The following is a 25,070-nucleotide window of genomic DNA, read 5'->3' as shown; positions in this document are numbered from 1 at the left end:
GTTGCGCAGGCCCACAGTGTATCGACGGATCGTCGTGCGTTGACCTGTCACGGTTGACGGGGCGATTGCGCGCCTGCTTGCTATCCGTTGCGGCGGCGGCGCCGGCCGGTCACGCGTGGCGACGCGCATGAAAAAGCCCGCCGGCAGGCTTGCGCTTGCGGGCGGGCGAAGACACCTCGGGCCGACCGGCGCGGGTGTCGCGTGAAGAACGGAGAACCGGGTTGCGTCAGAACTTGTGGCGCAGCGCGAGACGCACGGCCACCTGGTTCGACGTCGACGACGGCGCGTCGGTGCCGGGGATGAACGCGTTGTCGAGGATCGAGTTCGTCTTGTCGCCGGCGATGTGCTGGTACGCGGCCTGCACGTACACGTCGGTGCGCTTCGACAGGTTGTAGTCGGCCATCAGCCCGGCCGAGTGGATCTTCGGCTTCGCATTGCCGGTCGATGCGTCGTACTTCTCGAGCGACAGCACGTACTGCGCGCCGACCATGAACGCCGGTGTGATCTGGTACGAACCGTTCACCTCGAAGTTCTGGTACTTGATCGCGCTGACCGTTGCACCCGGTGCGATGATCGCGCCCGGCGTGCCGAGGTAACCGTTGCCGGTCGGATTCTTGTAGTTCGAGTTCGTGTACGCGAAGCCGACCGTCGCCTGGCCGAACGTGTAGTTGATACCCGCGCCGAACACGCGCATGCGCTCGGCGATGTAGCTCGCGTCGTTCGCGGTGATCGCGCCGGCCGAGCCGTCTCCCGGGTGGTTCGCCTGCAGGTACGCGGCGCCGATCAGCAGGCCGTTGTTCTGGTACTGCGCGCCGAAGCTGTACGCGCGGTTGTCCGAGAAGTTCGTGCTGTTGCTGAAGCTGTATGCGCCGCCGAACGTGAAGCCGCCGAAGTTCGGGCTCGCGTATTTCACCGTGTTGTCGAGGCGGAACGAGTTGTCGGTGTTGTCGTTGTCGAACGGGTGCGCGAGCAGGTAGCCGCCCCAGTTGCCGTTGGCGGTGGTCGGCGCGAGATAGTCGACGACGGAGTCGTACTGGCGGCCGAACGTCAGCGTGCCGTATTGCGTCTGGCTCAGGCCGACGTACGCCTGGCGGCCGAACATGCGGCCGCCCTGGTTGAGCCGGCCGGTGTTCACGTCGAAGCCGTTTTCGAGCTGGAAGATCGCCTTCATGCCGCCGCCGAGATCCTCGCTGCCCTTCAGGCCCCAGCGGCTGCCTTGCGCGTAGCCGCTCGCCATTTCGTAGACGTGGCCGGTGCCGACGTTGTTCGTGTAGTTCAGGCCTTCGTCGATCACGCCGTACAGCGTGACGCTGCTTTGCGCGAACACGGGGGCTGCGAAGGTTGCCGTTACGGCGAGCGCCGTCAGGGTCTTTTTCATTGAGAGATCTCCGGGATATCCAGCTTCTTGTATCGGTTGTCGTGAGCGCGTCCGGCGAGGCGCGCCCCGTCATCCGGGGCGACCTGGCGCAGCGCGCGCGGCGCCGGAAACGCGCGATGCGCAGCGGCGCGGCGACCGGCTGTGCCGGGTCGTGTCTCCTTCGATGACACCGCGCATTCTTCCCAAGCCGAAAAGGAACCGAAAGCGAGTAATTTCGATGGATGGGATCGGGTTCGCCAATGGGGTTGCGACAGGCCGTTTCGACAGTCGGAACGGCATGCGCGGCGCCGCGCTGCAACACCGCTCGCACCCTCGCCGAACGGGGGCGCGACGCGGCCCTGGCAGGGCCGTGCGCGGGCACGGGAAATCGGCCGGGAAGCCCGTCCGGCGGGCCTCGCGGTACACCCGGGGATCGATTGACGCTGCCGATTGCAATGATCGGAATTACTCGTTTCCCTAAACATATTGGCGGCTGAAACATGCAGGCTGACCGGACGTGGCTGGATGCACGATTCGCCGGTCGCCGCGCATGCCGCGACGCACAAACAACAGATTCGATTTGGAGACGACCCACCATGCAGATTCGACGACTGAAAACGGTCCTTCTCGCCGCCGCGGCGATTCTTTCCGCGCCCGCGGCCCACGCGGCCGGCGGCGCGTGCGCCGACGGCAAGACGGTCCATTTCGCGGGCATCACGTGGGAGAGTGGGTCGTTTGCGACCGAAGTGCTGCGGCAGATCATGGAGAAGGGCTACGGCTGCAAGACGGACGTCGTGCCGGGCAGCACGGCCGCGACCGAAACGGCGCTCGCGCGCAACGACCTGCAGATCTGGGCCGAGCAGTGGACGGGCCGCAGCGAGATCACCGCGAAGGCCGTCTCGTCGGGCGCGGTGAAGCTGATCGGCGACACGCTGCCGGGCGGCACGACCGAAGGCTGGTTCGTGCCCGACTACGTGGTGAAGGGCGATCCGGCGCGCAACATCAAGCCGGTCGCGCCCGGGCTCGTATCGGTCGACGATCTGCCGAAGTTCAAGCAGGTGTTCGCCGACGAGGAGGAACCGGACAAGGGCCGCTTCCTGAACTGCCCGACGGGCTGGGACTGCGAGCGCGTGAACACACGTCTCTTGAAGGTGCTGAAGCTCGACCAGTCGTACACGAACTTCCATCCGGGCACGGGCGCGGCGCTCGACGCGGCGATCGCGTCCGCGTACCAGCGCGGCGCGCCGATCGTGTTCTATTACTGGGGCCCGGCCGCGCTGATGGCGAAATACAAGTTCACCGCGCTGAAGATGCCGGCCTATAACGAAGCATGCTGGAAGACGTTGCGCGACGAGAGCAGCACGCACCAGTGCGCGTCGTCGTACATGGTGTCGCGGCTGACGGTGGGCGTGTCGAAGCCGTTCGCCGATGCGAATCCCGATCTCGTCGGCGTATTCGGCAAGGTGCGTTTTCCGATGGACTTCCTGAACCAGACGATCCTCGAGATGACGACGAAGAAGATCGACGGCGCGGCGATGGCCACGCAGTTCCTGAAGACTCGCCAGGACATGTGGAAGCAGTGGGTGCCGGCCGACGTCGCGCAGAAGATCGCCGGCAGCCTGAAGGGCGCGTAACCTGCGCGCGGCGGCGGGCCCGTGCCCGCTGCCGCCGTCACGCGCCTTCGCGGCGCGACGGAGAATCAACATGAACGGCTTCTTTCTGCACCTGTCGATCGCCGACTGGGTGAACAGCGCGCTCGAGACGTTCGTCGCGCAATACGGCGACAGCTTCCATCACTTCAGCGTGCTCGTGTTGCGCTACCTGCTCGTGCCGCTCGAAGGCGCGCTGCGCGTCGCGCCGCCGTGGCTGGTGCTGCTGGTCGTCGGCGCGATCGCGTGGAATGCGACGCGCCGAATCGGCCTCGGCGTGCTCTTCATGCTGCTGCTTTACGCGATCGGCTGCTTCGGCCTGTGGGACAAGCTGATGCAGACACTCGCGCTGATGCTTGTCTCGACGGTGCTGTCGGTCGCGATCGGCGTGCCGGTCGGCATCCTCGCCTCGCGCAGCCCATGGCTGCGCCGGCTGCTGTTGCCCGTGCTCGACGTGATGCAGACCCTGCCGAGCTTCGTGTACCTGATCCCGGTGCTGATGCTGTTCGGGCTCGGCAAGGTGCCCGCGATCCTCGCGACGATCATCTACGCGCTGCCGCCGCTGATCCGCCTGACCGATCTCGGCATCCGCCAGGTCGATCCGGACGTGACGGAGGCCGCGCGCGCATTCGGCACGACGCGCTGGCAACTGCTCGTCAACGTGCAGTTGCCGCTCGCGCGGCCGAGCATCATGGCTGGCATCAACCAGACGACGATGATGGCGCTGTCGATGGTCGTGATCGCGTCGATGATCGGCTCGCGCGGGCTCGGCGAGGACGTGCTCGCGGGCATCCAGACGCTCGACGTCGGCAAGGGCACGCAGGCCGGCCTCGCGATCGTGATCCTCGCGATCGTGATCGACCGGATCAGCCAGGGCTTCGGCCAGGAGCGGCGCGCACGCCGCCGGCTCGCGCAGCAGCGCCGGCAGAAGGGCGCATCGCGCGTGCCGTACCGGCTGCCGCGCAAGGCGCAGTCGGCGGGCGTCGATTCGAATCAGGCGACGCAATCGTCGCGCGCATAGGAACGGAGGCAGACATGGCGACCATCGACGTCAAACACGTGTACAAGCTGTTCGGGCCGCAGGCCGCGCATGCGCGCGTGCTCGACCTGCTGCGCTCGGGCAAGCGCAAGGCCGACGTGCTGGCCGAAACGGGCTGCAACGTCGGGCTCAACGACGTGAGCCTCGGTATCGAGTCGGGCGAGATCTTCGTGATCATGGGGCTGTCGGGCTCGGGGAAATCGACGCTCGTGCGGCACTTCAACCGGCTGATCGAACCGACGGCCGGCGAGATCGTGATCGACGGCAGCGACGTGATCAAGCTCGACGCGCACGGGCTGCGCGAACTGCGCCGCTTCAAGGTCAGCATGGTGTTCCAGAACTTCGGGCTGCTGCCGCACCAGACCGTGCTCGACAACGCCGCGTATGCGCTGCGCACGCGTGGCGAGAAACGGCACGACGCGGCCGACGCGGCGCGCAACTGGCTGACGAAGGTCGGGCTCGACGGGTATGGCGATCACTATCCGGACGAGCTGTCGGGCGGGATGCGACAGCGTGTCGGGCTGGCGCGCGCGCTGGCGGCCGATACCGACGTGCTGCTGATGGACGAGGCGTTCTCCGCGCTCGACCCGCTGATCCGCACCGAGATGCAGGATCAGCTGCTCGAACTGCAGGCGACGCTGTCGAAGACAATCGTGTTCATCACGCACGATCTCGACGAGGCGCTGCGCATCGGCGACCGCATCGCGATCCTGCGTGACGGCACGCTCGTGCAGGTTGGCACGCCGGACGACATCCTGTCGCGTCCGGCGGACGACTATGTGCGGCGGTTCGTCGAGAAGCGCACGAGCATGAACTGACGCGCATCGCGCTACCCAGGCCGCGTACTGCGCTCACTGCGCGCGGTGCGCGGCTGTGGTCAGCACGATCTTGCCGACGTGCACGCCCGAGTCGATCAGCACGTGCGCGCCGCGCGCGTCGTCGAGCGGGAAGGTGCGGAACACCTGCGGCTTGACCGTGCCCGCCGCGACGTGCGGCCACAGGTGGCGTTCGAGATCGGCGATGAGCGCGCCCTTTTCCTCCGGCGTGCGCGAGCGCAGCGTCGAACCGATGTGCGTGAGGCGCTTGGTCATCATCGGCCATACGTCGAGTTCCTTCGCCGGCCCGTTGAGCGCGCTGACCTGCAGGATCCGCCCGTTCATCGCCGCGGCCCGGTAATTGCGCGCCACGTAGTCGCCCGCGATGATGTCGAGGATCACGTCCACGCCCTTGCCCGCCGTGATCGCGTCGACTTCGGCGACGAAATCCTGCTCACGGTAATTCACCGCGTGATCCGCGCCGAGCCGCAGGCTCGCGGCGCGATGCGCTTCCGAGCCGACCGTCGTGATGACGGTCGATGCGCCCATCGCCTTCGCGATCATCGTCGCGGTCGTGCCGATGCCCGACGCGCCGCCGTGAATCAGCACCGACTCGTCCGCCTGCAGCCGCCCGCGCTGGATCAGGTTCAGCCAGACCGTCAGGAACGTTTCCGGCATCGCCGCGGCTTCGATCATGTCGAGGCCGGGCGGCAGCTTCATCGTCGTGAGGTGATGGGCGACCGCGTATTCCGCATAGCCGCCGCCCGTCACCAGCGCGCTGACCCGGTCGCCCGGCGCGAAACCGTGCACGGCTTCGCCGGTCGCGACGACTTCGCCCGCGATTTCCAGACCCGGGATGTCGGACGCGCCGGGCGGCGGGTTGTACAGCCCCTTGCGTTGCAGCACGTCCGGGCCGTTCACGCCGGCGGCGTGAACCCGGATCAGCACTTCGTCGGCCTTGGGCCGCGGCACGGGGCGACGTGCGGTCGCGAGGACGTCGGGGCCGCCGGGGCGGGTGATTTCGACTGCCGCCATGTCGGCGGGAAGGGAGGAGAGCGTATCGGACATGTTTGCCTCGAAAAGACAGGTGAGTGGTCGGTGAAAAAAGTATAGGCTTGGGCCTTGATGAATTCGCGCAGCGATTTTCACGACCACAGATGCAAATTTGCATCACAGCGGAGAAGGCGCTTGAACTGGGACGACGCACGGATTTTTCTCGCCATCCACCGGGAACGCAGCCTGCGCGGCGCCGCGCGGGCGGTCGGGCTCGACCAGGCAACGGTCGGCAGGCGGCTCGCGGCACTCGAGCGCGCGCTCGGCGCGACGCTGTTCCTGCGCACGTCGGCCGGGTACGTGCCGACCGCGGTGGGCGAGGTCGCGCTGCGCAACGTGGAGAAGATGGAGCAGTCGGCGATCGACCTGGTGCGGCAGACCCAGGGCGTCGACCGGCGCCTGGCCGGCGACGTACGCGTGACGACGACCGATACGATCGGGCTCGAATTCGTGATGCGCGCGATGCGCAACCTGCACGACGAGCATCCGGACGTGCGCGTGCTGCTCAACACGTCGACGCAGGTGGAGAACCTGGCCAAGCGCGAGGCGGACATCGCGATCCGCACGATCAAGCCCGACAATCCCGATCTGCTCACGCGCCGGCTCGCCGCGTGGCCGACGGGTTTGTACGCGTCAGAGGAATACCTGGCGCGGCATGGCGAACCGGTGCCTGGCACCGGCTTCGAAGGGCATGACCTCGTGTGCTTCCTGCCGCACCTGAATGCGCGCGGCCCGCTCACGGTGGTCGGCGAGCCGGTGCGCGCCGGGCGGATCGTGTCGGGGCTGAATTCGAATCTGATGCTGCGCGCGGCGGCGCGCGCCGGGCTCGGGCTCGCCGAACTCCCGGTGCCGATCGCGGAGCGCGACGCGCTGGTGCGCGTGTGGCCGGCGCGTACGTCGGCGCGGCCTTACGAAGTCTGGATGGTGACGCACAAGGATTTGCGGCATACCGCGCGGATGAGCGCGATGATCGATCACATCGTGCGGGTGTTCGACGAGGTGCCGGTGCAGGGCGGGGCGGGGGATTGAGGCGGGGACGGCGACCGGATCGCGATCCTGCTCGACGGCACGCCGGACGATATTCCGTCGCGGCCGGCCGACGATGATGCGAGGCGGTTCGTGGAGCGGCGCACGAATGGGAACCGACCCGGTGGTGGTTTGTTGCGAGACGACACTACTTGCCGGCCGCGGTCGACGTGACGACCGAGATGTCGGTCAGCCGCACGCCGTACGGGCCGGCCAGTTCCTTGACGCGGACGATGCCCGATGCGCTTGCGTCAGGCAGATCCAGATCACGGTTGCACACCGAGACCGGCGCGTCGAGGCCGGCGTCCATGAACGTGACCTGGTGCCGGCAGCCCTTCGGACCGGACTCGTCCAGCGCGAAGCCGGCCTCGAAGGAGCGGGGCGAATGCGCGGTCATTCTGACCAGCGCGATGAGCGTGAAGTTGCCGAACATCATGCCCAGGCCGCCGAACATGAAAAGGCAGAAAAGGAGCTCCTTGAGGCCACCCGCCTTTCGAAGGTCCGACGTGACGATGACGGCAAGCAGCGCGAAGGCAATGGCGAATCCGGCGACGACCGCCGAGGAACCGGGCCAGTCGGCAGGGTAGCAGTGCTTCGTCGCAAACAGGCCGACGAACATGATGACGAGTGGCGCGAGAATCAGCGAGAGAAAGGTGATCGCGTGCCATCTCTTCATTTCTTTTTGTTGTGTCGCCATTGAATCGGGAACCTGCCGCGCGAGGAGGAAGACCTCGTGAATTATGAACGACTTTCGACAGGCCCCCTGGCGACCACTCAGTGCGCGACGGGCTCCCGTTCGCCTGTCCGCGCGCCGGTCGTCTCGCCGCGCGACGCATCCGCCAGAATCAGATCCGCGCCTTTCTCCGCGACCATCATCGTCGGCGCGTTGATGTTGCCCGATGTGATGTTCGGGAACACCGACGCATCGACGATCCGCAGCGCCTGCAGCCCATGCACGCGAAGCGACGCATTGACCACCGACGTCGCCGCGTCCGGCCCCATCGCGCACGAGCCGCACAGGTGGTAGATCGAACCCGACTGCTCGCGGAAATACTGCAGCATCGCCTCGTCGGAATCGACCTGCGGCCCCGGCGAGATTTCCTCGACGGTCATCGACTTCAGCGCCGGCGCACGCATCAGCGCACGAATCACCTTGCTGCCCTGCACGGCCTCGTCGAGATCCTTCTGCGTGGTGAGCGCGTTGATGTGGATCTTCGCGGCATCTTCCACGCGGTTCGACGCGATCTCGATCGTGCCGCGGCTCGTCGGCCGGCACGGGTTGAACGCGATCAGGAATCCGGAGTAAGGCTCGGGCTTGATGCTTGCGCGGTCGCTCTTCGGGATCCGGTACGACAGTGGATTGAAGTAGAGCTGAATGTTCGGCTCCTGCGCATCGGCCGTGCCGCGGAAGAAGCCGCCCGCCTGGTTCACGCTCATCGCGAGCGGGCCGCGTTTCGTCAGCAGGTAGCGCAGCCCGATCTTCATCTTGCCGATGAGTGTGCCCATCTCGTCGTTCAGCGTCGACCGGTTCGCCTTGAAGTAGAAGCTCACGCACAGGTGGTCCTGCAGGTTGCGGCCGACGGCCGGCAGCGCCTGCACAAGCGGCACGCGGTGGCGCGCGAGCAGTGCCGGATCGCCGACGCCCGACAGTTGCAGCAGCTTCGGCGTATCGACCGCGCCGGCCGCGAGGATCACCTCGCGTGCGGCGACGAGCGTTTCATCGCCATGCGCGCCCGCGACCACCACGCCGGTCGCGCGCGTGCCGTCGAACGTCACGCGCCGCACGAGCACGCCCGAGCGCAGCGTGAGGTTCGCGCGGCCCAGCGCAGGGCGCAGGTACGCGAAGCTGCTGGAGCAGCGTTCGCCGTGTTTCGTGTTCAGGTCGTAGATGCCCGCGCCCTCGAACTGCGCGCCGTTGAAATCGTCGGTGCGCGGCAGGTTCAGTTGCCCGCAGCCCTTCAGGAACTCGTGGACGATCGGATGCACGTCGGCCTTCATCGACGTAATGTGGATCGGCCCCGTCGCGCCGTGATGCTGCGGATCGGTCGCGCCGGCCGCGTGGGTTTCGAGCTTGCGGAAGTACGGCAGCACGTCGTCGTACGCCCAGCCCGGATTGCCGGCGTTCGCCCAGTCGTCGTAGTCGCTGCGCTGGCCGCGCACGTAGACCATCGCGTTGATCGAGCCCGACCCGCCGACCACCTTGCCGCGCGGGCAGTACAGCTTGCGGTCGGCGAGTTGCGCCTCGGGCTCGCTGTAGTACATCCAGTTGTAGCGGCGGTTGTAGTAGGTCTTCGTGAAGCCGACCGGCACTTTGAACCAGAACGACGCGTCGCGTTCGCCCGCTTCGAGCAGCAGCACCGAGTGCCGGCCCGATTCGCTCAGGCGGTTCGCGAGGATGCAGCCGGCCGAGCCCGCGCCGACGATGATGTAGTCGTAGCTCATGTCTGTCCTTTGCGCTCAGCCCTTCGCGGGGGCGAGATCCTTCACGTCGACGGGGTGTTCGCCCATCTGCAGGTGCAGCCGTTCGCCGGTGTACGGCGTGTGGCGGCGCACGACGTCCATGTCGAGTTCGATACCGAGGCCCGGCTCGTTCGACGGGATGATGTAGCCGTCTTCCCAGCGGATCGGCGTCTTCACGACTTCCGCGTGGAAACCGCCCCACGTCATGATGCTTTCCTGGATCAGGAAGTTCGGCGTGCAGGTCGCAAGCTGGATGCTCGCGGCTGCACCCACCGGCCCGTTGTACAGGTGCGGCGCGATCTGCGCGTAGTGCACTTCGGCGAGCGACGCGATCTTCTTCGCTTCGAGCAGGCCGCCCACGCGCGCGACGTTCAGCTGCAGGATCGACGCACCACCGGCTTGCAGCAGCTTGTGGAATTCGTACTTGGTGGTCAGGCGCTCGCCGGTCGCGATCGGAATCGACGTATGCTTCGCGACTTGCGCGATCGCCTCTTCCTGACCGGGGGGGACCGGCTCCTCGAACCACAGCGGGTCGTATTTTTCGAGCCGCTTCGCGAGCCGGATTGCCGACGACGGCACCATCTGCCCGTGCGTGCCGAACAACAGGTCGGCCTTGCTGCCGACGGCTTCGCGCACGCGGCGGCAGAACAGCTCACAGCGGTCGAGCACTTCCAGCGACAACTGGTGGCCCGAGTAGGCCGTGTACGGGCCGGCTGGGTCGAACTTGACGGCCGTGAAGCCGAGCTTCACGTTCTCGGCCGCGCATTCGGCCGCGAGGTCGGGATCGTCGTAGTCGTATTCGCCTTTCGTGTTCTTCGGGTACAGGTACGTGTACGAGCGCAGCCGCTCGTGGATCCGGCCGCCGAGCAGTTCGTACACGGGCTTGCCAGCCGCCTTGCCGATGATGTCCCAGCACGCCATTTCGAGGCCGCTGACGACACCCATCATCGTGAGGTCGGGTCGCTGCGTGAAGCCGCTCGAATACGCCTGGCGGAACAGCCGTTCGACGTGATGCGGGTCGCGGTTCAGCAGGTGGCGTTCGAACACGTCGTCGATGATCGGAGCCATTGCCTTCGGGCCGAACGTCGCCGAATAGATCTCGCCAACACCTTCGATGCCGTCGTCGGTCTTCAGCTTCACGAAGATCCAGTACATCCCGCCGATATGCGGCGGCGGCACGGCGACGATATGGGTTTCGAGCGAAACGATCTTCATACGGACTCCTGGATTCGGTGAATGCGGTTGAGGCGGTATTTGAGGAAGGCAGCCGCGCCCGCGCCGCAGAGCGCGATGGCCGCGATGTAGCCGAAATAGAGCTGGTAGCCGTGCGCGCCCGGGTAGGTCTGCGTCACGTAGCCGTTGATCAGCGGCACGAACACGTCGGGCGAATAGCCGAGCACCGAGATCAGGCCGATCGCGAGGCCCGCGCAATGCGTCGGCACCTTGCAGTCGTCGAGCAGCGACCAGTACAGGCCGCGGATCGCATAGGTGAGGATGCCGATGAACAGCACGAGTACGACGAGCATCGCCTGCGGGCTGTGCGCGGGCGCGGCGATCAGCCCGACGAGCGACAGCGCGGCGAGCACCAGCGCCCAGAACAGCACCGACACCTTCGATACGCGGTCGCCGAGGAAGCCGCCGCCGATGCCGCCGACGGGGCGCATCCACAGCTTGAGCGTCGTGATGAAGCCGGCCGCCGTCGCGCTGAGCCCGAAATTGCCTTCGTGCAGGTAGGCCGAGAAGCTGTAGGTCGCCCAGAACACCTGGTAGCCGCAGAACACGATCGCGGCGACGAGCCACAGCTCGGGGATCGCCGCGAGCGTCTTCAGGTCGGTCAGCACGTTGCCTGTTCGGCGTTCCGTCACGGCCTTGCGTTCGTTCGCGCCCGCCGGATCCTTCACCAGCGCGAGCAGCACGCCGAGCGCGATGCAGGAGAACGCGTACAGATGCACGACGAGCTTGAAGCCGGCCGCATCGGTGCCGCCGTGCGCCTGCGTCACGTAGGCGAACAGCGTGATCGCGATCGTCGCGAGCAGCGCCTCGACGAGCCCGCGGCCGCCGTCGAGCAGCCCGAAGAAACGGCCCTGTTCGTCGGGGCCTGCGATCATGTTCACGCGCTTGATCACGGCGGCCCAGAACGTGAGGCCGGTGGTCAGCCCCCAGCCGCCGAAGATCAGCACGAGCGTGTCGAACGACGGCCCGGTCGCGTAGACGAGCCCGAGCGCGCCGGTGGCGAGCAGCGAGAAGCAGATCAGCCAGCGCGGCGACAGGCGGTCGGCCAGCCAGCCGCTCGGCAAGTAGCTGACGAGGAAGATCGTGCCGAGCGACGAATACAGGTAGCCGAGCTGCACGTCGTCGATATGGAAGAACTGCAGCATCGTCGGCTGGTACACCTGCCGCAGATACAGCATCGGGTAGATCGCGCCCGCGGCGATCACGAGCAGCAGCAGTTGCAGGTAGCGTTGCGCACGGGAATGCGGCGACGCGTGGGCGTCGAGCGTTTTGTCTTGCAACGCGAGCGACGCCGCGGGCGTCGACGGTTGGGTCGGCATGATGTCTTCCTCCATCAGGCGTCCTTGAAGCGGAGGCCTGCAGGTTTTTTATGTTCTGGTTGAATCAGGGGCGGCGCGCGCGGGGTGGTGTCGTGGTGCGCGCGCCGGTGTCAGTACTTCATGACGACGAGGCGCGTCTGCGTGAATTCGAGCATCCCGTGCTTGCCGTCGTCGCCGCCGAGGCCCGAACGTTTCCAGCCGGCATGGAAGCCCTGGTACGGATCGGCCGGCGTGCGGTTCACGTACAGCTCGCCGGCTTCGATCGCGTTCGCGACGGTCATCGCGGTGCGGTAATGCTCGGTGTAGAGCACCGACGACAGGCCGAACTGGTGGTCGTTCGCCTGCGCAATCGCTTCGTCGATCGTCTTGTAGCGCAGCACGGGCATGATCGGGCCGAAGGTTTCCTCCTGCACGATCTCCATGTCCTGCCGCACGCCGGTGAGCAGCGTGGCCGGGTAGAAGAAGCCGGGGCCGTCGGGGATCTCGCCACCGGTTTCGAGCGTCGCGCCTGCCGCGATCGCGCGTTCGACCATACCGTGAATGTGCGCGCGCGCCGATGCGCTGACGAGCGGGCCCATCCGCGTGGCGTCTTCCGCACGGTTGCCGATGCGCACGGCCGCCATCTTTTCCTTCAGCAGCGCGACGAAACGGTCGTGCACGCTGTCGTGCACGTACACGCGCTCGATCGCCGTGCAGAGCTGGCCGCAATGGGTTGTCTTCGACGCAACGAGCGCGGCGGCCGCGCGTTCGAGGTCGGCGTCGGGCTCGATGATCGCGGGCGTCTTGCCGCCGAGTTCGAGCGACGGCTTCGCGATGTTCGTCTTGCAGTAATCGAGCACCTTGCGGCCCGCGTTTACGCTGCCGGTCAGCGTGATCATCCCGACCGCCGGGTGCGTGCACAGCGCTTCGGCCGTCGCGTGGTCCATCGTCAGGATGTTGATGACGCCCGGCGGGAAGCCCGCATCGTCGGCCGCCTTCGCGATCTCGAACGCGGACACCGGCGTGTGGTTGCTCGGCCGCACGACCACGGTGTTGCCGGCGATCAGCGCGGGCGCGACCTTGCGCAGCAGCGTGTAGACGGGATAGTTGAACGGGATCAGGCACGCGACGACGCCGATCGGCTCGCGCTGCAGGAACAGGTTTTCGTCGGGCGTGTCGCTCGGGATGATCTCGCCCTCGATCCGGCGCGCCCACTCGGCGTGATAGCGCGTGATCTGGCCCGCGTAGACGGCTTCGTTCGACGCGTCCTCGACGCTCTTGCCGGATTCCTGCGCGAGCGCCGCGCCGATCTCGGATGCGCGGGCGGTCAGCGCGTCGGCGAAGCGGTGCAGGTACGCGGCGCGCTCGGCGCTCGGCAGTTTGCGCCATGCCTTCTGCGCGGCGGCCGCGGCGTCGACGGCCGCAAGTGCGTCGGCCGGCGTCGCGGCCGGCACGCGCGCGAACGGCGCTTCGGTAGCGGGATTGTGGACGACGATGAACGTGTCGCTTTCCGGGGCGACGAAACGGCCGTTCACGTAGTTGCGTTCGGTGCGCATGAAGTGACTCCTCCGATGAATGCAGGCGGATCGCTTCGAGTGGCGACACGCGTGGCACGGGACAGAGGCCATTCTGTTCATGCGTTTAGCGCACGACAAACGACTTATTTTCGCGTCGAACATGAGAAAAATGCACGTTACTCGGCGAATCGGCCGGAATCGGCCGTCGGGCAAGGCTGCTGTGGTGATGGTGGGATGGCGCGCGGGCGGCGGCGCTGTCGTATTTTCGACCGGACCGCGTGCGGACCCGCGCGGGAGCCGGTAAGGTGTCGCCCGCGGCCGGCGGTCGCGTCGGCCGCGGGCGGATCGCGCGTCAGGCCAGCGGCACTTGCGGCAGCGGCGACGACGGTTCGAGATGGCGCTTCGCGAGCCACACTTCCTGCTGCAGCCAGTCGCGGAACTGGACGATGTGCGGCAGGTTCGTCTGCTCGGGCCGTGTGACGAACCAGTACGACTGGTGGCCGTCGACGTGCACGTTAAGCACCTGCATCAGTTGCCCGGTCGCGAGTTCGCGCGCGACCATGTGGCGATCGGCGATCGTGATCCCGAGGCCGTCGATTGCCGCGCGGATCGCGTGGTCGAGGAGGTCGAATTCGTAGCCGCCGCGCGTGTCGACGTCGGTGATGCCGGCGGCCTTCAGCCAGTGCTGCCAGGTCAGGTAGCGCTGGTCGTCGGTGGCGAGCACGTGCAGCAGCGTAAAGCGGTTCAGGTCGATCGGCGCGCCTTCCTGTCGCAGCCGCGCATACAGCGCGGGCGCGCAGACGGCGATATGCTGCTCCTGCATCAGCAGGGCGTTGTCGAAGCCGTCCCATTCGCCGTCGCCGAACCGGATCGCGCAGTCGAGCACGCGCGATTCGCCGAGGCTGTCGTGAATGCGGGTCGTGAGGCTCAGCTCGAATTCGGGATGTGCGTCGCGCAGCCGGCCGAGCCGCGGCATCAGCCAGCGCGCGGCGAAGGTGGGTGGCACGTTCGCGCGCAGGCGGTTCAGGTGGGTTTTTTCCTGCAGGCTGCGTACGGTCAGCTCGATCTTGTCGAACGATTGCTGCAGCGCGCGCAGCAGCACGCGGCCGGCCGCCGTCAGTTCGAGCTGGTGATGACGGCGCTCGAGCAGGGTTTCGCCAAGCTGGCCCTCGAGCTGGCGGACCTGGCGGCTCACCGCGCTCTGCGTCACGTTGAGCAGTTCGGCCGCGCGCGTGAAGCTGCCGGTGCGGCCGGCCATCTCGAAGGCTTTCAGCGCGTTCAGCGCCGGCATCTTGCGTCTCACGGGGCGGTGTCGTGTTTGGTGCGGGATGCTTATTGTAGGCGGGCGGCGCGGGTGCGGGGACGATGAATGGATACGACGGAGGGCGCGGGCCATCGCGGTTTTTACGGCGCGGTGATTGGGGCGCCTTGTTGCGATCAGGCTGCCCGCAGTCGGGACGGCGGTGACGGCCGGTAACAGCACGAACGATACAAACGATACGAACGAAAGGGACACTCATCATGCGACGCCTGCCATCGTTGATCGCATTGCGATTTTTCGAGGAGACCGCGCGTCACCTGAGCTTCAACCGTGCGGCAGTTTCGCTGTGCGTGACGCAGGGGGCGGTGAGCCGGCAGATCCGGCTGCTCGAGGAAGCGCTCGGCGCGCGGCTGTTCGAGCGCGATCACAAGGGCGTGCGCCTGACCGATGCCGGCCAGCGGTTGCTGCCGTTCATCGGGCAGGCGTTCGACACGATCGAACGCGGCGTCGACGAAGTCGCCGCCACGCGGCCGGGTGCGAAGCGGCGTCTGACGGTGTCGCTGCCGCCGACGTTCGCGACGCAGTGGTTTTCGCCGCGGCTCGGCACGCTCGCGGAGGCGCTGCCCGACGTCGAGTTGTCGATCCGCACCGAGCCGGCCGACGATTGTCATTGCCACATCCGCTTCGGGCGCGCGGCGCGCTCGGGGATGCAGTCGGAGCTGCTGATGATGGAGCGGCATGCGCTCGTCGGCGCGCCGCGTTATCGCGGTGACGCGCTCGACGTGCTGCTCGGCCGGCTGCCGTCGCTGCATGTGCTGCACGAAGGCAAGCGCCTGACGCTGTGGGCCGACTGGTGCGAGCAGGCGGGCGTGCCGCTGGCGCGGATCGGCGACGGTATCGAGTTTTCCACGCTCGAACAGGCGATCCGCGCGGCGCGCAAGGGCGCGGGGCTCGCGGTGGTCGACCTGAACATGATCGAGGAGGAGATCGCCGAGGGCAGCCTCGTGCGACTGTCTCCGGTGCAGCCGATCGGGCCGTTCGGCTATTGGCTCGATGTCGAGCCGGAGAGTGTCGCCGTCGAGCACGTGGTTGCGTTTGCCGCGTGGATGCGGGGGCAGGCGGGACGGAAGGGGGAGGGGGCGACTGTGGGACGCGGCTGATTGGATGTGGGAAAAATCGGATTGGTCAGCGCCGGTCGTGCGGTGCTTCCCACTTTGGTGTCCGTTAAAGATCGTTACCAACGGGAGATCTGTACGCTCGTTGTCGAGCCGAGCCAGACAGTTTTCTCCCGTCGTGGCCGGCTACGCGTCGGGATCGTGTCCGAAGTGCATGAGTGTCTCCCGGCGGCCGCTGGCTTCGATATCGGCGATCGATTCGACCGGCAACTGGCACTTGGAGAGATCGATACGCCCGACGTTGAAGACGGTGCGTCGCGGCGGGGATGCCGGCATGTCGGCCGGCCGTGTGTCGTGCCCGACGGCCGACTGGCGCATGATGCGCGACAGGCTTCGATGGAGTTCGTTTGCGACGAGCGTATCGAGGAGTTGCCTGGCTTCGGAGACGAGCGCAAGGCGATGCCGGTTCGCCGGCCGGCCCCGCTTTGCCATGGCGCGCGCGATCCGGAATCCGGCAATCGGCGTGTGCTTTGCGTTCATTCGTAAATCTCCTTTTCGATCAGGTATCTTTGCAGCGCCTGCACGGATGTGCCATGCGGTGCGACGTCGAATGACATCCAGCGATGTGATCCCGCCACGCGCCAGAAATCTCGCCCGAATCGCGTGGCATAGAGCGCACGCAGCGACCGGAGCGATCCGTCGGCAAGGCCGGCCGGGTGCCCCTGGAAATACTGGAACAACGCCGCTTCATCGCTGCACTTGTCGGGAATGGGCGCGTCGAAACCGAACCGTGGCCATGCGTAGTACCCGAGTAGCCGGCGCCCGCCCGGTTTGGGCGCGGCCTTCCGGCCCCCCGCTGCGAATGCAATGATTCGAGTGATGCCCAACGTATCAGACGCCCTGACGATGCGCCACAGCATCGCCGCGCCGAGTCCCGCGATTGCGTTGTCGACGAGATCGATCGTCTTGAGTTCGAGTAGGGATGTGTCCGATTCTCGACGCACCGATACGCGGTTTTCGGATCGGATCCAGGTGGCGTTCGTGACCGAGAGCGTCAACCAGCCTCTGCTGTCGAGATAGGCTTGAATCTCCGATCCGGTGGGCGCTCCGCACAACGAAACCAGCAACGCGTCGGGAACGTGACCGTCCACGCCCAGCAACGCGGAGATATCCAGGTCGTTTCGATCGATCGCGAGCTGATCGTCGAAGTACATCGCCTCGTACGGCAGGACATGGCTGAGGTCGACATGCTGGGCGGGCATGGTTGCGGGCGGAGAGTGGAAAGCACCCAGCATATCGCCGCGAATCCGGCAGGCCGAGTCCGCCAAACGGCCAATCGCGAGGCGGGACGATGGCCCCTTCCGCCCGCCTTACGACCAGTCGAACGTCAGCAGCGCCACGCGGCTGACCGGCTCGTAAAACAGCAGAATCCAGTCGGCCCCCATCGCGCGATATTCCCATCCCGTCACGCCGGCGACGAAGCGAAAGCGCGCACCGTCGGGGCCGATCGGCCGGATGTCGTCCCGATTGCTGTCGTCGATCGGAAAATCCGACGTGCCCGACCAGTTGCCCCAGCTGACCGATCCGCCAAGCTGGTCGATGAGGTTGCACGGTTTTTCCTGGCTGAAATCGCGCTCGTCCGGTGCGTACTGGTTGGACGAGTAGAGCACGCCGTATTCGGTGAACCGCTTGCGCGCGGTTTCGATGCTGGCCTGTTGCTCGGCGTAGTGCGCCTCCAGTTCCTTGCGATAGCCCGTGTCATGCGTGCCGGGCGGGTTTTCCAGATAGAAGTAGCGCGGGTCGCCGAGCAGCGTGTAGCGGTTGTTTTCGTCGAGCCGGAACCCGATCCAGTTCGCGCGGAGATAGTCGTTGTGGTACGCGGCCGTGTCCTGCCCGACGAGCCCGTCATAAGGTTCGACGGGGCTGAGCAGGTGGATCCAGCCCTCCCACGACGGATTGACCGTCGACAGGTCGATCGACACGAGCGGATGCAGATGGCGCGCAAGTGCGGCATGGGGCTCGGCAAACACGTCGGTGTCCGACGGGTAGACCTTCAGGCCAGGTTGTGGCGTGACGATGTCTTCAATCATGATCGGTGTCCGCATGGTGAGCGTTCGGCAAGGCTACACGAGGGAAGGCGAAACCCGGATGAATGCCGGCGCGCCGCGGCCTGTCTGAATTCCATCCCGTTCCATCCACCCGATCGGCTGTGAAGGCATTCGCGTCGATCCGTCTGGAGATCGTCTTCTTGATAATAGTTGATAACCGGGATACGCTGGATGGATCGAATTCAATCCGGTCGGGAGGTCGGCATGATCAGTGCGGAACTGGGCCAGCAACTGGAGGCTTACGTCGCGAAGCTGGTCGAATCGGGGCGTTACGGATCCAAGAGCGAAGTGCTGCGCGAAGGCGTGCGCCTGATCCAGGATCGCGAGGCGCAACTCAATGCGCTGGACGCGGTGATCGCGCGCAGCCTGGCCGATGCGGAAGCCGGACGCGGCGCCGAGGCGGCGGAAGTCTTCGATCGTCTGGAGGCGAAGTACCGGGCCCAGGCCGATCGCCAGGCCTGACCGTGCGCCTGTCAGATTTCGCGATTGCTGAACTCGAAGCGATTGCCGATTACATCGCGCGTGACAATCCGCAACGAGCCGTGACCTTCGTGCGGGAGATGCGCGACAAGTGTCTGGGTCTTGCCGGGATGCCGCTGGCTTTTCCGCTGGTGCCGCGCTTCGAGCGTCACGGCGTGCGGCACCGCGTGTACGGCAACTATCAGATCTTCTATCGGAGCGTCGGTGATCCGCCTGAGCAGATCGATATTCTTCACATCCTGCACGGCGCGCGGGATTACGCGTCGATTCTGTTCTGAGCGATTTCACGAATCGCGTATTGTCGGGAAGGTAGAAAAACTGCCGGCTCGAATGCACGAACCCGGCCTTGGCCGGGTTCATTCGAATCGCATTCCACATTGCCGCCGCACATCAGCCGCGAGTCGACGTAAAAGCGTCGAGCGTACCGACGCAGGCACGCAACCCGCCTCCATCGTCAATGCCCCGACGCCTCCTCCAGCGTCAGATGCTTCGTCTCCGGCGCCCACGCGATCGACACGATCATCCCCACCAGCAGCACGCCCGCGAGCGCGAACATCGTCGCGTGAAAGCCCAGCGTCGCGATGCCGGCCGGCAGCAGGAACGTGCCGATCGCCGAACCAAGCCGGCTGCACGCGATCGCGAGACCGACGCCGCATGCACGCACTTCGGTCGGGAAGCACTCGGGCGGGAACACGCCGACGAGGTTGCTGAACGCAGACATCGTCAGCGTGAAGATCGCGAATGCGACGATCATCGCGACGGCCGCCGACGACGGCAGCACCGCGAGCGCGACGAGCGACGCGCACGTCACCGCGAACGAGCCGATCAGGAAGCCGCGTCGCGACAGCCGGATCGTCAGCCAGATGCCGATCAGCGCACCCAGCACGAGAAACGCGTTCAGCAGCAGGTCCGCACCGAAACCTTCGGCGAGGCCGATCGTCTTCAGGATCGTCGGCAGGAACGTGTAGATCGCGAAATATGGAATCACGAGGCACACGAAGAACGCGCAGTTGAAAAGCGTGCGGCGAATCAGGTCGCGCTGGAACAGTCGCGCGAAGCCGGCATTCGCATGCGGTTCAGCCGAACCGTCGAGCATCACGTGCGGCCCGAAATGTTTCGCGACGATCGCGCGCGCTTCCTGCACGCGACCCTTGCCGAGCAGCCAGCGCGGCGATTCGGGCGTGCCGATCCGCAGCACCAGCACGATCAGCGCAGGCAACGCAGCCGACGCGAGCAGCCAGCGCCATGCGTCGGGCGTGGCATCGCCGTACGCAAGGCCGAGTACGTTCGCGGCGACATAGCCGATCGTCCAGATCACGCTGAACGAGCCGAGCAGCGCACCGCGATGCTTGCGCGGAGAGAACTCGGCGAGGATCGCGTGGCCGACGGTGAAGTCGCCGCCCATCCCGAAGCCGATCAGCACGCGCAGCACGCACAGTTCGAGCGGCGATGTGACGAAGAACTGCGCGAACGCGGCCGCCGTGATGATCACGAAGCTCGTCAGGAAGATCTTCTGCCGGCCCATCCGGTCGGACAGCCAGCCGAACACGAGGCTGCCGAAGAAGATGCCGATCAGCGCCGAGCTGCCGATCATCCCCATCCAGAATGCGTCGATCGGCATCTGCTTGCCGAGCGCGGCGAGCGCGTAGCCGATCGTGCCGAGCGTGTAGCCTTCGGTGAAATGGGCGCCGAACGTGAGGCCGGCGATCTTCACGTGGAAACGGTTGAGCGGCACGTCGTCGAGCGCGACGGGGCGGTGCGGCGCACCGGCGCCACGCGGCAGCGGCAACGCGCGTGCAGTGCCGGATTGAACGTTGGCTTGGGTCAAGCTGCCTCCTGGATTGTTCTCTGGTGCGCAGCGGCGCGAGCAGGCGGCATGCCGCCGCGAGCGTCGTGCGAGGCGCCGCGCGGCCGGACGGCGCGCGGCGCGGGTCGACCGCGGGGAGCGGTCAGCGGCCGAGGCCGGCCATCAGCGTGTACTTGAGTTCCACGTATTCGTCGAGGCCGTACTTCGAGCCTTCGCGGCCGAGCCCCGATTGCTTGACGCCGCCGAACGGCGCGACTTCGGTCGAGATGATCCCGTCGTTGACGCCGACCATCCCGCTCTCCAGCGCACCCGACACGCGCCACGCACGGCCGAGGTCGCGTGTGTAGAAATACGCGGATAGCCCGAACGGCGTGTCGTTGGCCGCGGCGACGGCCTCTTCCTCGGTCGTGAAGCGGAAGCAGCCGGCGACGGGGCCGAAGGTTTCCTCTTCGGCGATCAGCATGTCGGCCGTCATGCCGGTCAGCACGGTCGGCTCGTAGAACGTGCCGCCGAGCGCGTGACGCCTGCCGCCGGTGAGCACGTGGGCGCCCTTCGCGGTCGCATCGGCCACGTGCCGCTCGACCTTGCCGAGCGCCGCCTCGTTGATCAGCGGCCCCTGGTCCACTTCACCCGCGAGTGCGTTGCCGACGCGCAGCGTGCGCACGGCGTCCGCGAGCTTGCGCGTGAACGCGTCGTAGACGCCGTCCTGCACGAGAAAGCGGTTCACGCACACGCAGGTCTGGCCCGTGTTGCGGAACTTCGACGCGATCGCGCCCGTGACCGCCGCATCGAGATCGGCATCGTCGAACACGATGAACGGCGCGTTGCCGCCGAGTTCGAGCGACAGCTTCTTCAGCGTGTCGGCCGACTGCTTCGCGAGCAGCTTGCCGACCCGCGTCGAGCCCGTGAACGACAGCTTGCGCACGGCGGACGAACTCGTCAGCGTCTCGCCGATCGCGACCGCGTCGCCCGACACGACGTTGAACACACCGGCCGGCACGCCCGCGCGCTCGGCGAGCACCGCGAGCGCGAACGCCGACAGCGGCGTTTCCTCCGACGGCTTCAGCACCATCGTGCAGCCGGCCGCGAGCGCGGGGCCGGCCTTGCGCGTGATCATCGCGAGCGGGAAATTCCACGGCGTGATCGCCGCGACGACGCCGACCGGCTCGCGCGTGACGACGATCTGCGAATCCGGCTTCGGGCTCGGGATCACGTCGCCGTACATGCGCTTCGCTTCTTCCGCGAACCATTCGAGAAAGCTCGCCGCATACGCGACTTCGCCGCGCGCTTCCGCGAGCGGCTTGCCTTGCTCGCGCGTCAGCAGCTCGGCGAGCGCGTCGCGATTCTCGAGCATCAGCTCGCCCCAGCGCTTCACGCGGGCGCCGCGTTCCTTCGCGGTCAATGCGCGCCACGCGGGAAACGCGTGCGCGGCGGCATCGATCGCGCGTTGCGTGTCGTCGGCGCCGCCTTTCGCGACCTTCGCGATCGTCTCGCCGGTCGCCGGGTTCAGCACCGGATAGGTTGCATCGCTCGCGCCATGCGATTCGTGCCATTCGCCGCCGATGTAATGGCCGGTCCTCAGAAATTCGTTCATTGTGTGTCGTTCCTTCAGTGCCTCGGAGCTTCAGTGCTTCAGTGCCTCAGTCCGTCGCGAAACTGCCCTGCGCCGGACGCGACTCGCGCGCGATGCGCTTGCCGGCCGTGTAGTCGTTGATCAGGTCGCACGGCGTGTAGTTGCGTTCCAGCTCGTGCAGCTCTTCTTCGGTGAGCTGCGTTTCGAGCGCGCCGAGCGCGCTGTCGAATTGCGCGACGGAATCCGCGCCGACCAGCATGCTCGCGATGCCCGGGCGGCTCAGCACCCAGGCCTGCGCGATCTGCGCGGGCGGCACGCCGCGGCGCTTCGCGACCTTCGCGACCGATGCGGCAATTGCGAGCGACGATGCATCGCCGTACATCTGCGCGGTGAAGAAGTCGGTCTGGTTGCGCGTCGATTGCGGCTCGCAGGTCAGCAGGCCGCGCGCGAGCGGGCTGAATACCGACACGCCGACGCCCTGGTCGATGCAGTACGGCACCATTTCGCGCTCTTCCTCGCGATACGCGAGGTTCAGCTGCAGCTGCATGTTGATCGGCTTGTCCCAGCCGTTTCGTTCGCAGGCCTGCATGATCTTCGCGAACTGCCACGTGTACATCGTCGATACGCCGATATAGCGCGCCTTGCCCGCGCGCACGATGTCGTGGAGCGCGCTCATCGTCTCCTCGACGGGCGTGTTCACGTCGAAGAAGTGCAGCATGAAGATGTCGACGTAATCCATCCCGAGCCGCTTCAGCGAAGCGTCGATGCCGTCCAGCACGTGCTTGCGCGAATGGCCGCCGGCGTTCGGGTAGCTGCCCATGTCGTAGCCGACCTTGGTCGTCACGACGAGCTCCTCGCGGCGCGCATTGCGCTTCAGGATGCGGCCGACCACTTCCTCGCCGACGCCCGTCGAATAGAAATCCGCGAGATCGATGAAGTTCACGCCGGCGTCGAGCGCGCGGCGCACGATCGGCTCGCTCTGCGCTTCGTCGAAGATCCAGGGCTTCCATTCGGGGGTGCCCATGTTCATCGTGCCGAGGCACAGGCGGGACACCTTCAGGCCTGACTGGCCGAGGCGGACGTATTCCATGTTTCCTCCAGGTGCGGCCTTGTGCCGGCCGCTTGTCGTCGTCAGTTTTTCTTCGGGGTGTAGAACGGGTTCGACACGTCGCGCGCGGCGGCGAATACCGCGTCGCGATGCGGCAGCCCTTCCATCGCGGCGACGATCGCGTTGCGGCACGCGCGATAGTTGTTCTCGAACACGGCATCGAGATCGTCGGTCTGCGGGTTCACCCAGTTCGCTGACACCACGACCCAGTCGTTCTCCGCTTCGGGCGGCAGCGTGCCGTTCTCGAGCGCTTCGGCCACGGCCTTCGCGATGCCGGCCTGCGACGCGCCCCACGTGGCGTTGCCGTGGAAGTCGTTGGCGATCTGCGCCTTGTTGACGTACAGCGTGAGCGGCTTGGTCGGCACGCCCGGCTGCGCGATCACGACGAACGGCGCGTGGCCGGCCGACGGCGTCGCGAGCGCGGTGGCGAACGCCTGGCCCGCCGGGCCGTTGCGCGGGCCGACCAGCACGTTGATGTGCGCGAGGTTGACGCCGGGGCCTTCGAAGCCTTCGCCGATGTAAAGCTGCCTGGGTTGGGATGCGGTCATTGCGGTGTCTCGTCGATAAGGTTGGTGTGAGGCGATTGTGGTGGGCCGTGGCGTGGCCGGTGAATCGATGTTTCCTGATCGGGCTATGAGTTTTCGTCGTCTCCGGGAATGCCCTCGGCCCGGTACGCGAACGCCCGCCGGGCAAGCCTCGGCCGTTGTCATGACGGTGGGCGGGGCGGGATCGGCGGGTGGGCATTCGCGAACCGGCTCCGGGTTTGTCATACCCGGGCAGGGGTTGGAGGGCCGGGCGCATCCGGACAACAATCGGCGTACTCCGAGCCCTATCTTTCGTCTTCCCTTCTTTTTTCGAAAGCGAGTAATTCCGATGGCTGCCATTCAAAGGCCCGATTGGTCGAAGCTCAGTTCGCTCGATCCCGAACTGATCCGCGCATTCGTCGCCGTGGTCGAGAGCGGCGGCTTCACCGCGGCGGCCCGGCAACTGCATCGCACGCAATCGACGATCAGCCTGCGCATCCGCACGCTCGAGGAGCGGCTCGACACGCACCTGTTCATGCGCAACAGCCGGCGGCTCGAACTGTCGCGCGACGGCGAGAATTTCCTGATCCATGCGCGCCGCATCATCCAGGTGCAGAACGACGCGATCCTCGCGCTGAAGCAGGCGAGCAGCGACCGCGGCGTCGTGCGCTTCGGGCTGCCCGAGGACTATGCGGAGCTGTGGCTGCCCGACCTGTTGAAGTCGTTCTATGCGATGCGGCCGGGCGCGCGCTTTCACGTGCATTGCCGCACGTCGCTCGAACTGCTCGAACGGCTGCAGGCCGGCGAGCTCGACGTCGCGCTCGTCGTGCGCCACGGGCCGAACGCGGGCGGGCGGCTGCTCGGCCGTCACGAGGTCGTGTGGGCCGCGCACCGGGATTTCGCGCTCGGCCCGCAGGCGTCGGTGCCGCTCGCGCTGTTTCCGGAGACGTGCTGCTACCGGCAGCGCGGGCTGCAGGCGCTCGCGACGGCCGAGCGGCCGTATCACGTCGTCTATACGAGCCAGAGCCCGACCGGCATCAAGATCGCGGTGAACCACGGCGCGGCCGTGACGATGATCGACCGCTGCACGTTGCCCGAGAACTGGCGCGTGCTCGACGAGACGGACGGGCTGCCGCCGCTGCCGGCGGCCGATCTCGAACTGCATCGCTCGCCGGGCATCTGCGATCCGCTGACCGACGATCTGGTGTCGCTGATCGAATCGATGGTCGACGAGCGGCGGCGCGCGTCGCTCGAGGCGTTCGCGTAGCGGGATGACCGGCGCGCAGGCGGGGGCGACGCGGACTGTGGCGCGCGGCCGCGGTGCGGGCATGGCGACTGCGAAATCGGTCGCCAGGCTTTAGCCGCCGTCCAGCGCCTACCGCCCAGCGCCCAGCGCCCAGCGCCCAGCGCCCAGCGCCCAGCGCCCAGCGCTCACCGCTCACCGCTCACCGCTCACCGCTCACCGCTAACCGCTAACCGCTCGCCGCCCGCCGCCCGCCGCCCGCCGCCCGCCGCCCGCCGCCCGCCGCCCGCCGCCCGCCGCCCGCCGCCCACCGCCCACCGCCCACCGCCCACCAGCCACCAGCCACCAGCCACCAGCCGGTGACGTGTCCTCCACGCCGTTTTTTGCACCGCCGCCCCGTTTTT

General features: G+C 66.8%; 23 protein-coding genes. 8 read left to right on the top strand and 15 right to left on the bottom strand.

Annotation, left to right across the window (positions count from 1 at the left end; translation table 11 throughout):
* Window positions 1-226 precede the first annotated feature (226 nt).
* The gene (locus KEC55_RS25710) at window positions 227-1,378 is read right to left on the bottom strand and encodes a porin (RefSeq protein WP_282507923.1); all 1,152 of its coding nucleotides are present in this window, start codon (window positions 1,376-1,378) and stop codon (window positions 227-229) included.
* 575 nt (window positions 1,379-1,953) lie between these two features.
* On the opposite strand from KEC55_RS25710, the gene KEC55_RS25705 reads away from it, so the two are divergent.
* The 3 genes from KEC55_RS25705 (at window position 1,954) to KEC55_RS25695 (ending at window position 4,863) form a co-directional block, all read left to right on the top strand.
* A complete protein-coding gene (locus tag KEC55_RS25705; RefSeq protein ID WP_044848040.1) occupies window positions 1,954-2,991 on the top strand; it encodes an ABC transporter substrate-binding protein in 1,038 nt (345 codons plus the stop codon).
* A gap of 70 nt (window positions 2,992-3,061) precedes the next feature.
* The gene (locus KEC55_RS25700) at window positions 3,062-4,027 is read left to right on the top strand and encodes an ABC transporter permease (protein ID WP_176048569.1); all 966 of its coding nucleotides are present in this window, start codon (window positions 3,062-3,064) and stop codon (window positions 4,025-4,027) included.
* 14 nt (window positions 4,028-4,041) lie between these two features.
* Window positions 4,042-4,863: a quaternary amine ABC transporter ATP-binding protein gene (locus tag KEC55_RS25695; protein ID WP_176048568.1), complete on the top strand. Its 822-nt coding sequence runs from the start codon at window positions 4,042-4,044 to the stop codon at window positions 4,861-4,863.
* A 33-nt stretch (window positions 4,864-4,896) separates the two neighbouring features.
* Here the strand turns inward: KEC55_RS25695 and KEC55_RS25690 are convergent, their stop codons facing one another.
* A complete protein-coding gene (locus KEC55_RS25690) occupies window positions 4,897-5,928 on the bottom strand; it encodes an NAD(P)H-quinone oxidoreductase (RefSeq protein ID WP_282507921.1) in 1,032 nt (343 codons plus the stop codon).
* Between the two features lie 120 nt (window positions 5,929-6,048).
* Between KEC55_RS25690 and KEC55_RS25685 the strand changes: the two genes are divergently transcribed.
* Window positions 6,049-6,942: a LysR family transcriptional regulator gene (locus KEC55_RS25685; protein ID WP_282507920.1), complete on the top strand. Its 894-nt coding sequence runs from the start codon at window positions 6,049-6,051 to the stop codon at window positions 6,940-6,942.
* Between the two features lie 145 nt (window positions 6,943-7,087).
* Here the strand turns inward: KEC55_RS25685 and KEC55_RS25680 are convergent, their stop codons facing one another.
* The 6 genes from KEC55_RS25680 to KEC55_RS25655 all read right to left on the bottom strand — a co-directional run bounded on the left by KEC55_RS25680 (window position 7,088) and on the right by KEC55_RS25655 (window position 14,738).
* A complete protein-coding gene (locus KEC55_RS25680; RefSeq protein ID WP_282507919.1) occupies window positions 7,088-7,636 on the bottom strand; it encodes a hypothetical protein in 549 nt (182 codons plus the stop codon).
* 77 nt (window positions 7,637-7,713) lie between these two features.
* Window positions 7,714-9,381 carry a GMC family oxidoreductase gene (locus KEC55_RS25675; protein ID WP_282507918.1) on the bottom strand — a complete coding sequence of 556 codons (1,668 nt, stop codon included), beginning with the start codon at window positions 9,379-9,381 and terminating at the stop codon, window positions 7,714-7,716.
* Between the two features lie 15 nt (window positions 9,382-9,396).
* Window positions 9,397-10,614, bottom strand: a complete 1,218-nt coding sequence (locus tag KEC55_RS25670) for a mandelate racemase/muconate lactonizing enzyme family protein (RefSeq protein WP_282507917.1) — start codon at window positions 10,612-10,614, stop codon at window positions 9,397-9,399.
* Complete coding sequence (locus KEC55_RS25665; protein ID WP_282507916.1) at window positions 10,611-11,951, bottom strand: MFS transporter; 1,341 nt, start codon at window positions 11,949-11,951, stop codon at window positions 10,611-10,613. The genes KEC55_RS25670 and KEC55_RS25665 overlap by 4 nt, the downstream gene beginning before the upstream one ends.
* 110 nt (window positions 11,952-12,061) lie before the next feature.
* Complete coding sequence (gene aldA / locus KEC55_RS25660) at window positions 12,062-13,486, bottom strand: aldehyde dehydrogenase (protein ID WP_282507915.1); 1,425 nt, start codon at window positions 13,484-13,486, stop codon at window positions 12,062-12,064.
* A gap of 313 nt (window positions 13,487-13,799) precedes the next feature.
* Window positions 13,800-14,738, bottom strand: coding sequence for a LysR substrate-binding domain-containing protein (locus KEC55_RS25655; RefSeq protein WP_262547008.1), 939 nt, complete (start codon window positions 14,736-14,738; stop codon window positions 13,800-13,802).
* A gap of 230 nt (window positions 14,739-14,968) precedes the next feature.
* On the opposite strand from KEC55_RS25655, the gene KEC55_RS25650 reads away from it, so the two are divergent.
* Window positions 14,969-15,868: a LysR family transcriptional regulator gene (locus KEC55_RS25650; protein WP_282507914.1), complete on the top strand. Its 900-nt coding sequence runs from the start codon at window positions 14,969-14,971 to the stop codon at window positions 15,866-15,868.
* 141 nt (window positions 15,869-16,009) lie between these two features.
* Here KEC55_RS25650 and KEC55_RS25645 read toward each other — a convergent pair whose 3' ends face one another.
* The 3 genes from KEC55_RS25645 to KEC55_RS25635 all read right to left on the bottom strand — a co-directional run bounded on the left by KEC55_RS25645 (window position 16,010) and on the right by KEC55_RS25635 (window position 17,913).
* Window positions 16,010-16,363, bottom strand: coding sequence for a hypothetical protein (locus KEC55_RS25645; RefSeq protein ID WP_282507913.1), 354 nt, complete (start codon window positions 16,361-16,363; stop codon window positions 16,010-16,012).
* Window positions 16,360-17,118, bottom strand: a complete 759-nt coding sequence (locus tag KEC55_RS25640; protein ID WP_282507912.1) for a hypothetical protein — start codon at window positions 17,116-17,118, stop codon at window positions 16,360-16,362. Before KEC55_RS25640 ends, KEC55_RS25645 begins: the two co-directional genes overlap by 4 nt.
* Window positions 17,119-17,193: 75 nt before the next feature.
* The gene (locus tag KEC55_RS25635) at window positions 17,194-17,913 is read right to left on the bottom strand and encodes a hypothetical protein (RefSeq protein WP_282507911.1); all 720 of its coding nucleotides are present in this window, start codon (window positions 17,911-17,913) and stop codon (window positions 17,194-17,196) included.
* A 222-nt stretch (window positions 17,914-18,135) separates the two neighbouring features.
* On the opposite strand from KEC55_RS25635, the gene KEC55_RS25630 reads away from it, so the two are divergent.
* Window positions 18,136-18,393: a type II toxin-antitoxin system ParD family antitoxin gene (locus KEC55_RS25630; protein WP_048021519.1), complete on the top strand. Its 258-nt coding sequence runs from the start codon at window positions 18,136-18,138 to the stop codon at window positions 18,391-18,393.
* 2 nt (window positions 18,394-18,395) lie between these two features.
* Complete coding sequence (locus KEC55_RS25625; protein ID WP_432626298.1) at window positions 18,396-18,689, top strand: type II toxin-antitoxin system RelE/ParE family toxin; 294 nt, start codon at window positions 18,396-18,398, stop codon at window positions 18,687-18,689.
* A gap of 176 nt (window positions 18,690-18,865) precedes the next feature.
* On the opposite strand, the gene KEC55_RS25620 is transcribed toward KEC55_RS25625, so the two are convergent.
* The 4 genes from KEC55_RS25620 to fae all read right to left on the bottom strand — a co-directional run bounded on the left by KEC55_RS25620 (window position 18,866) and on the right by fae (window position 23,447).
* Window positions 18,866-20,200: an MFS transporter gene (locus KEC55_RS25620; RefSeq protein WP_282511424.1), complete on the bottom strand. Its 1,335-nt coding sequence runs from the start codon at window positions 20,198-20,200 to the stop codon at window positions 18,866-18,868.
* A 160-nt stretch (window positions 20,201-20,360) separates the two neighbouring features.
* Complete coding sequence (locus tag KEC55_RS25615; RefSeq protein WP_282507910.1) at window positions 20,361-21,812, bottom strand: NAD-dependent succinate-semialdehyde dehydrogenase; 1,452 nt, start codon at window positions 21,810-21,812, stop codon at window positions 20,361-20,363.
* Window positions 21,813-21,858: 46 nt separating this feature from the next.
* Window positions 21,859-22,881: an aldo/keto reductase gene (locus KEC55_RS25610; RefSeq protein WP_282507909.1), complete on the bottom strand. Its 1,023-nt coding sequence runs from the start codon at window positions 22,879-22,881 to the stop codon at window positions 21,859-21,861.
* Window positions 22,882-22,922: 41 nt separating this feature from the next.
* Entirely contained in the window at window positions 22,923-23,447 is a 525-nt protein-coding gene (gene fae / locus KEC55_RS25605) for a formaldehyde-activating enzyme (protein WP_124520836.1), read from the bottom strand.
* Between the two features lie 325 nt (window positions 23,448-23,772).
* Here fae and KEC55_RS25600 point away from each other — a divergent pair, with 325 nt between their 5' ends.
* The gene (locus tag KEC55_RS25600; RefSeq protein ID WP_044848054.1) at window positions 23,773-24,690 is read left to right on the top strand and encodes a LysR family transcriptional regulator; all 918 of its coding nucleotides are present in this window, start codon (window positions 23,773-23,775) and stop codon (window positions 24,688-24,690) included.
* Window positions 24,691-25,070 lie beyond the last annotated feature (380 nt).

The sequence above is a fragment of the Burkholderia cepacia genome (assembly GCF_029962485.1).
GTDB lineage: Bacteria > Pseudomonadota > Gammaproteobacteria > Burkholderiales > Burkholderiaceae > Burkholderia.
This window is presented reverse-complemented; position numbering and strand designations above follow the sequence as displayed.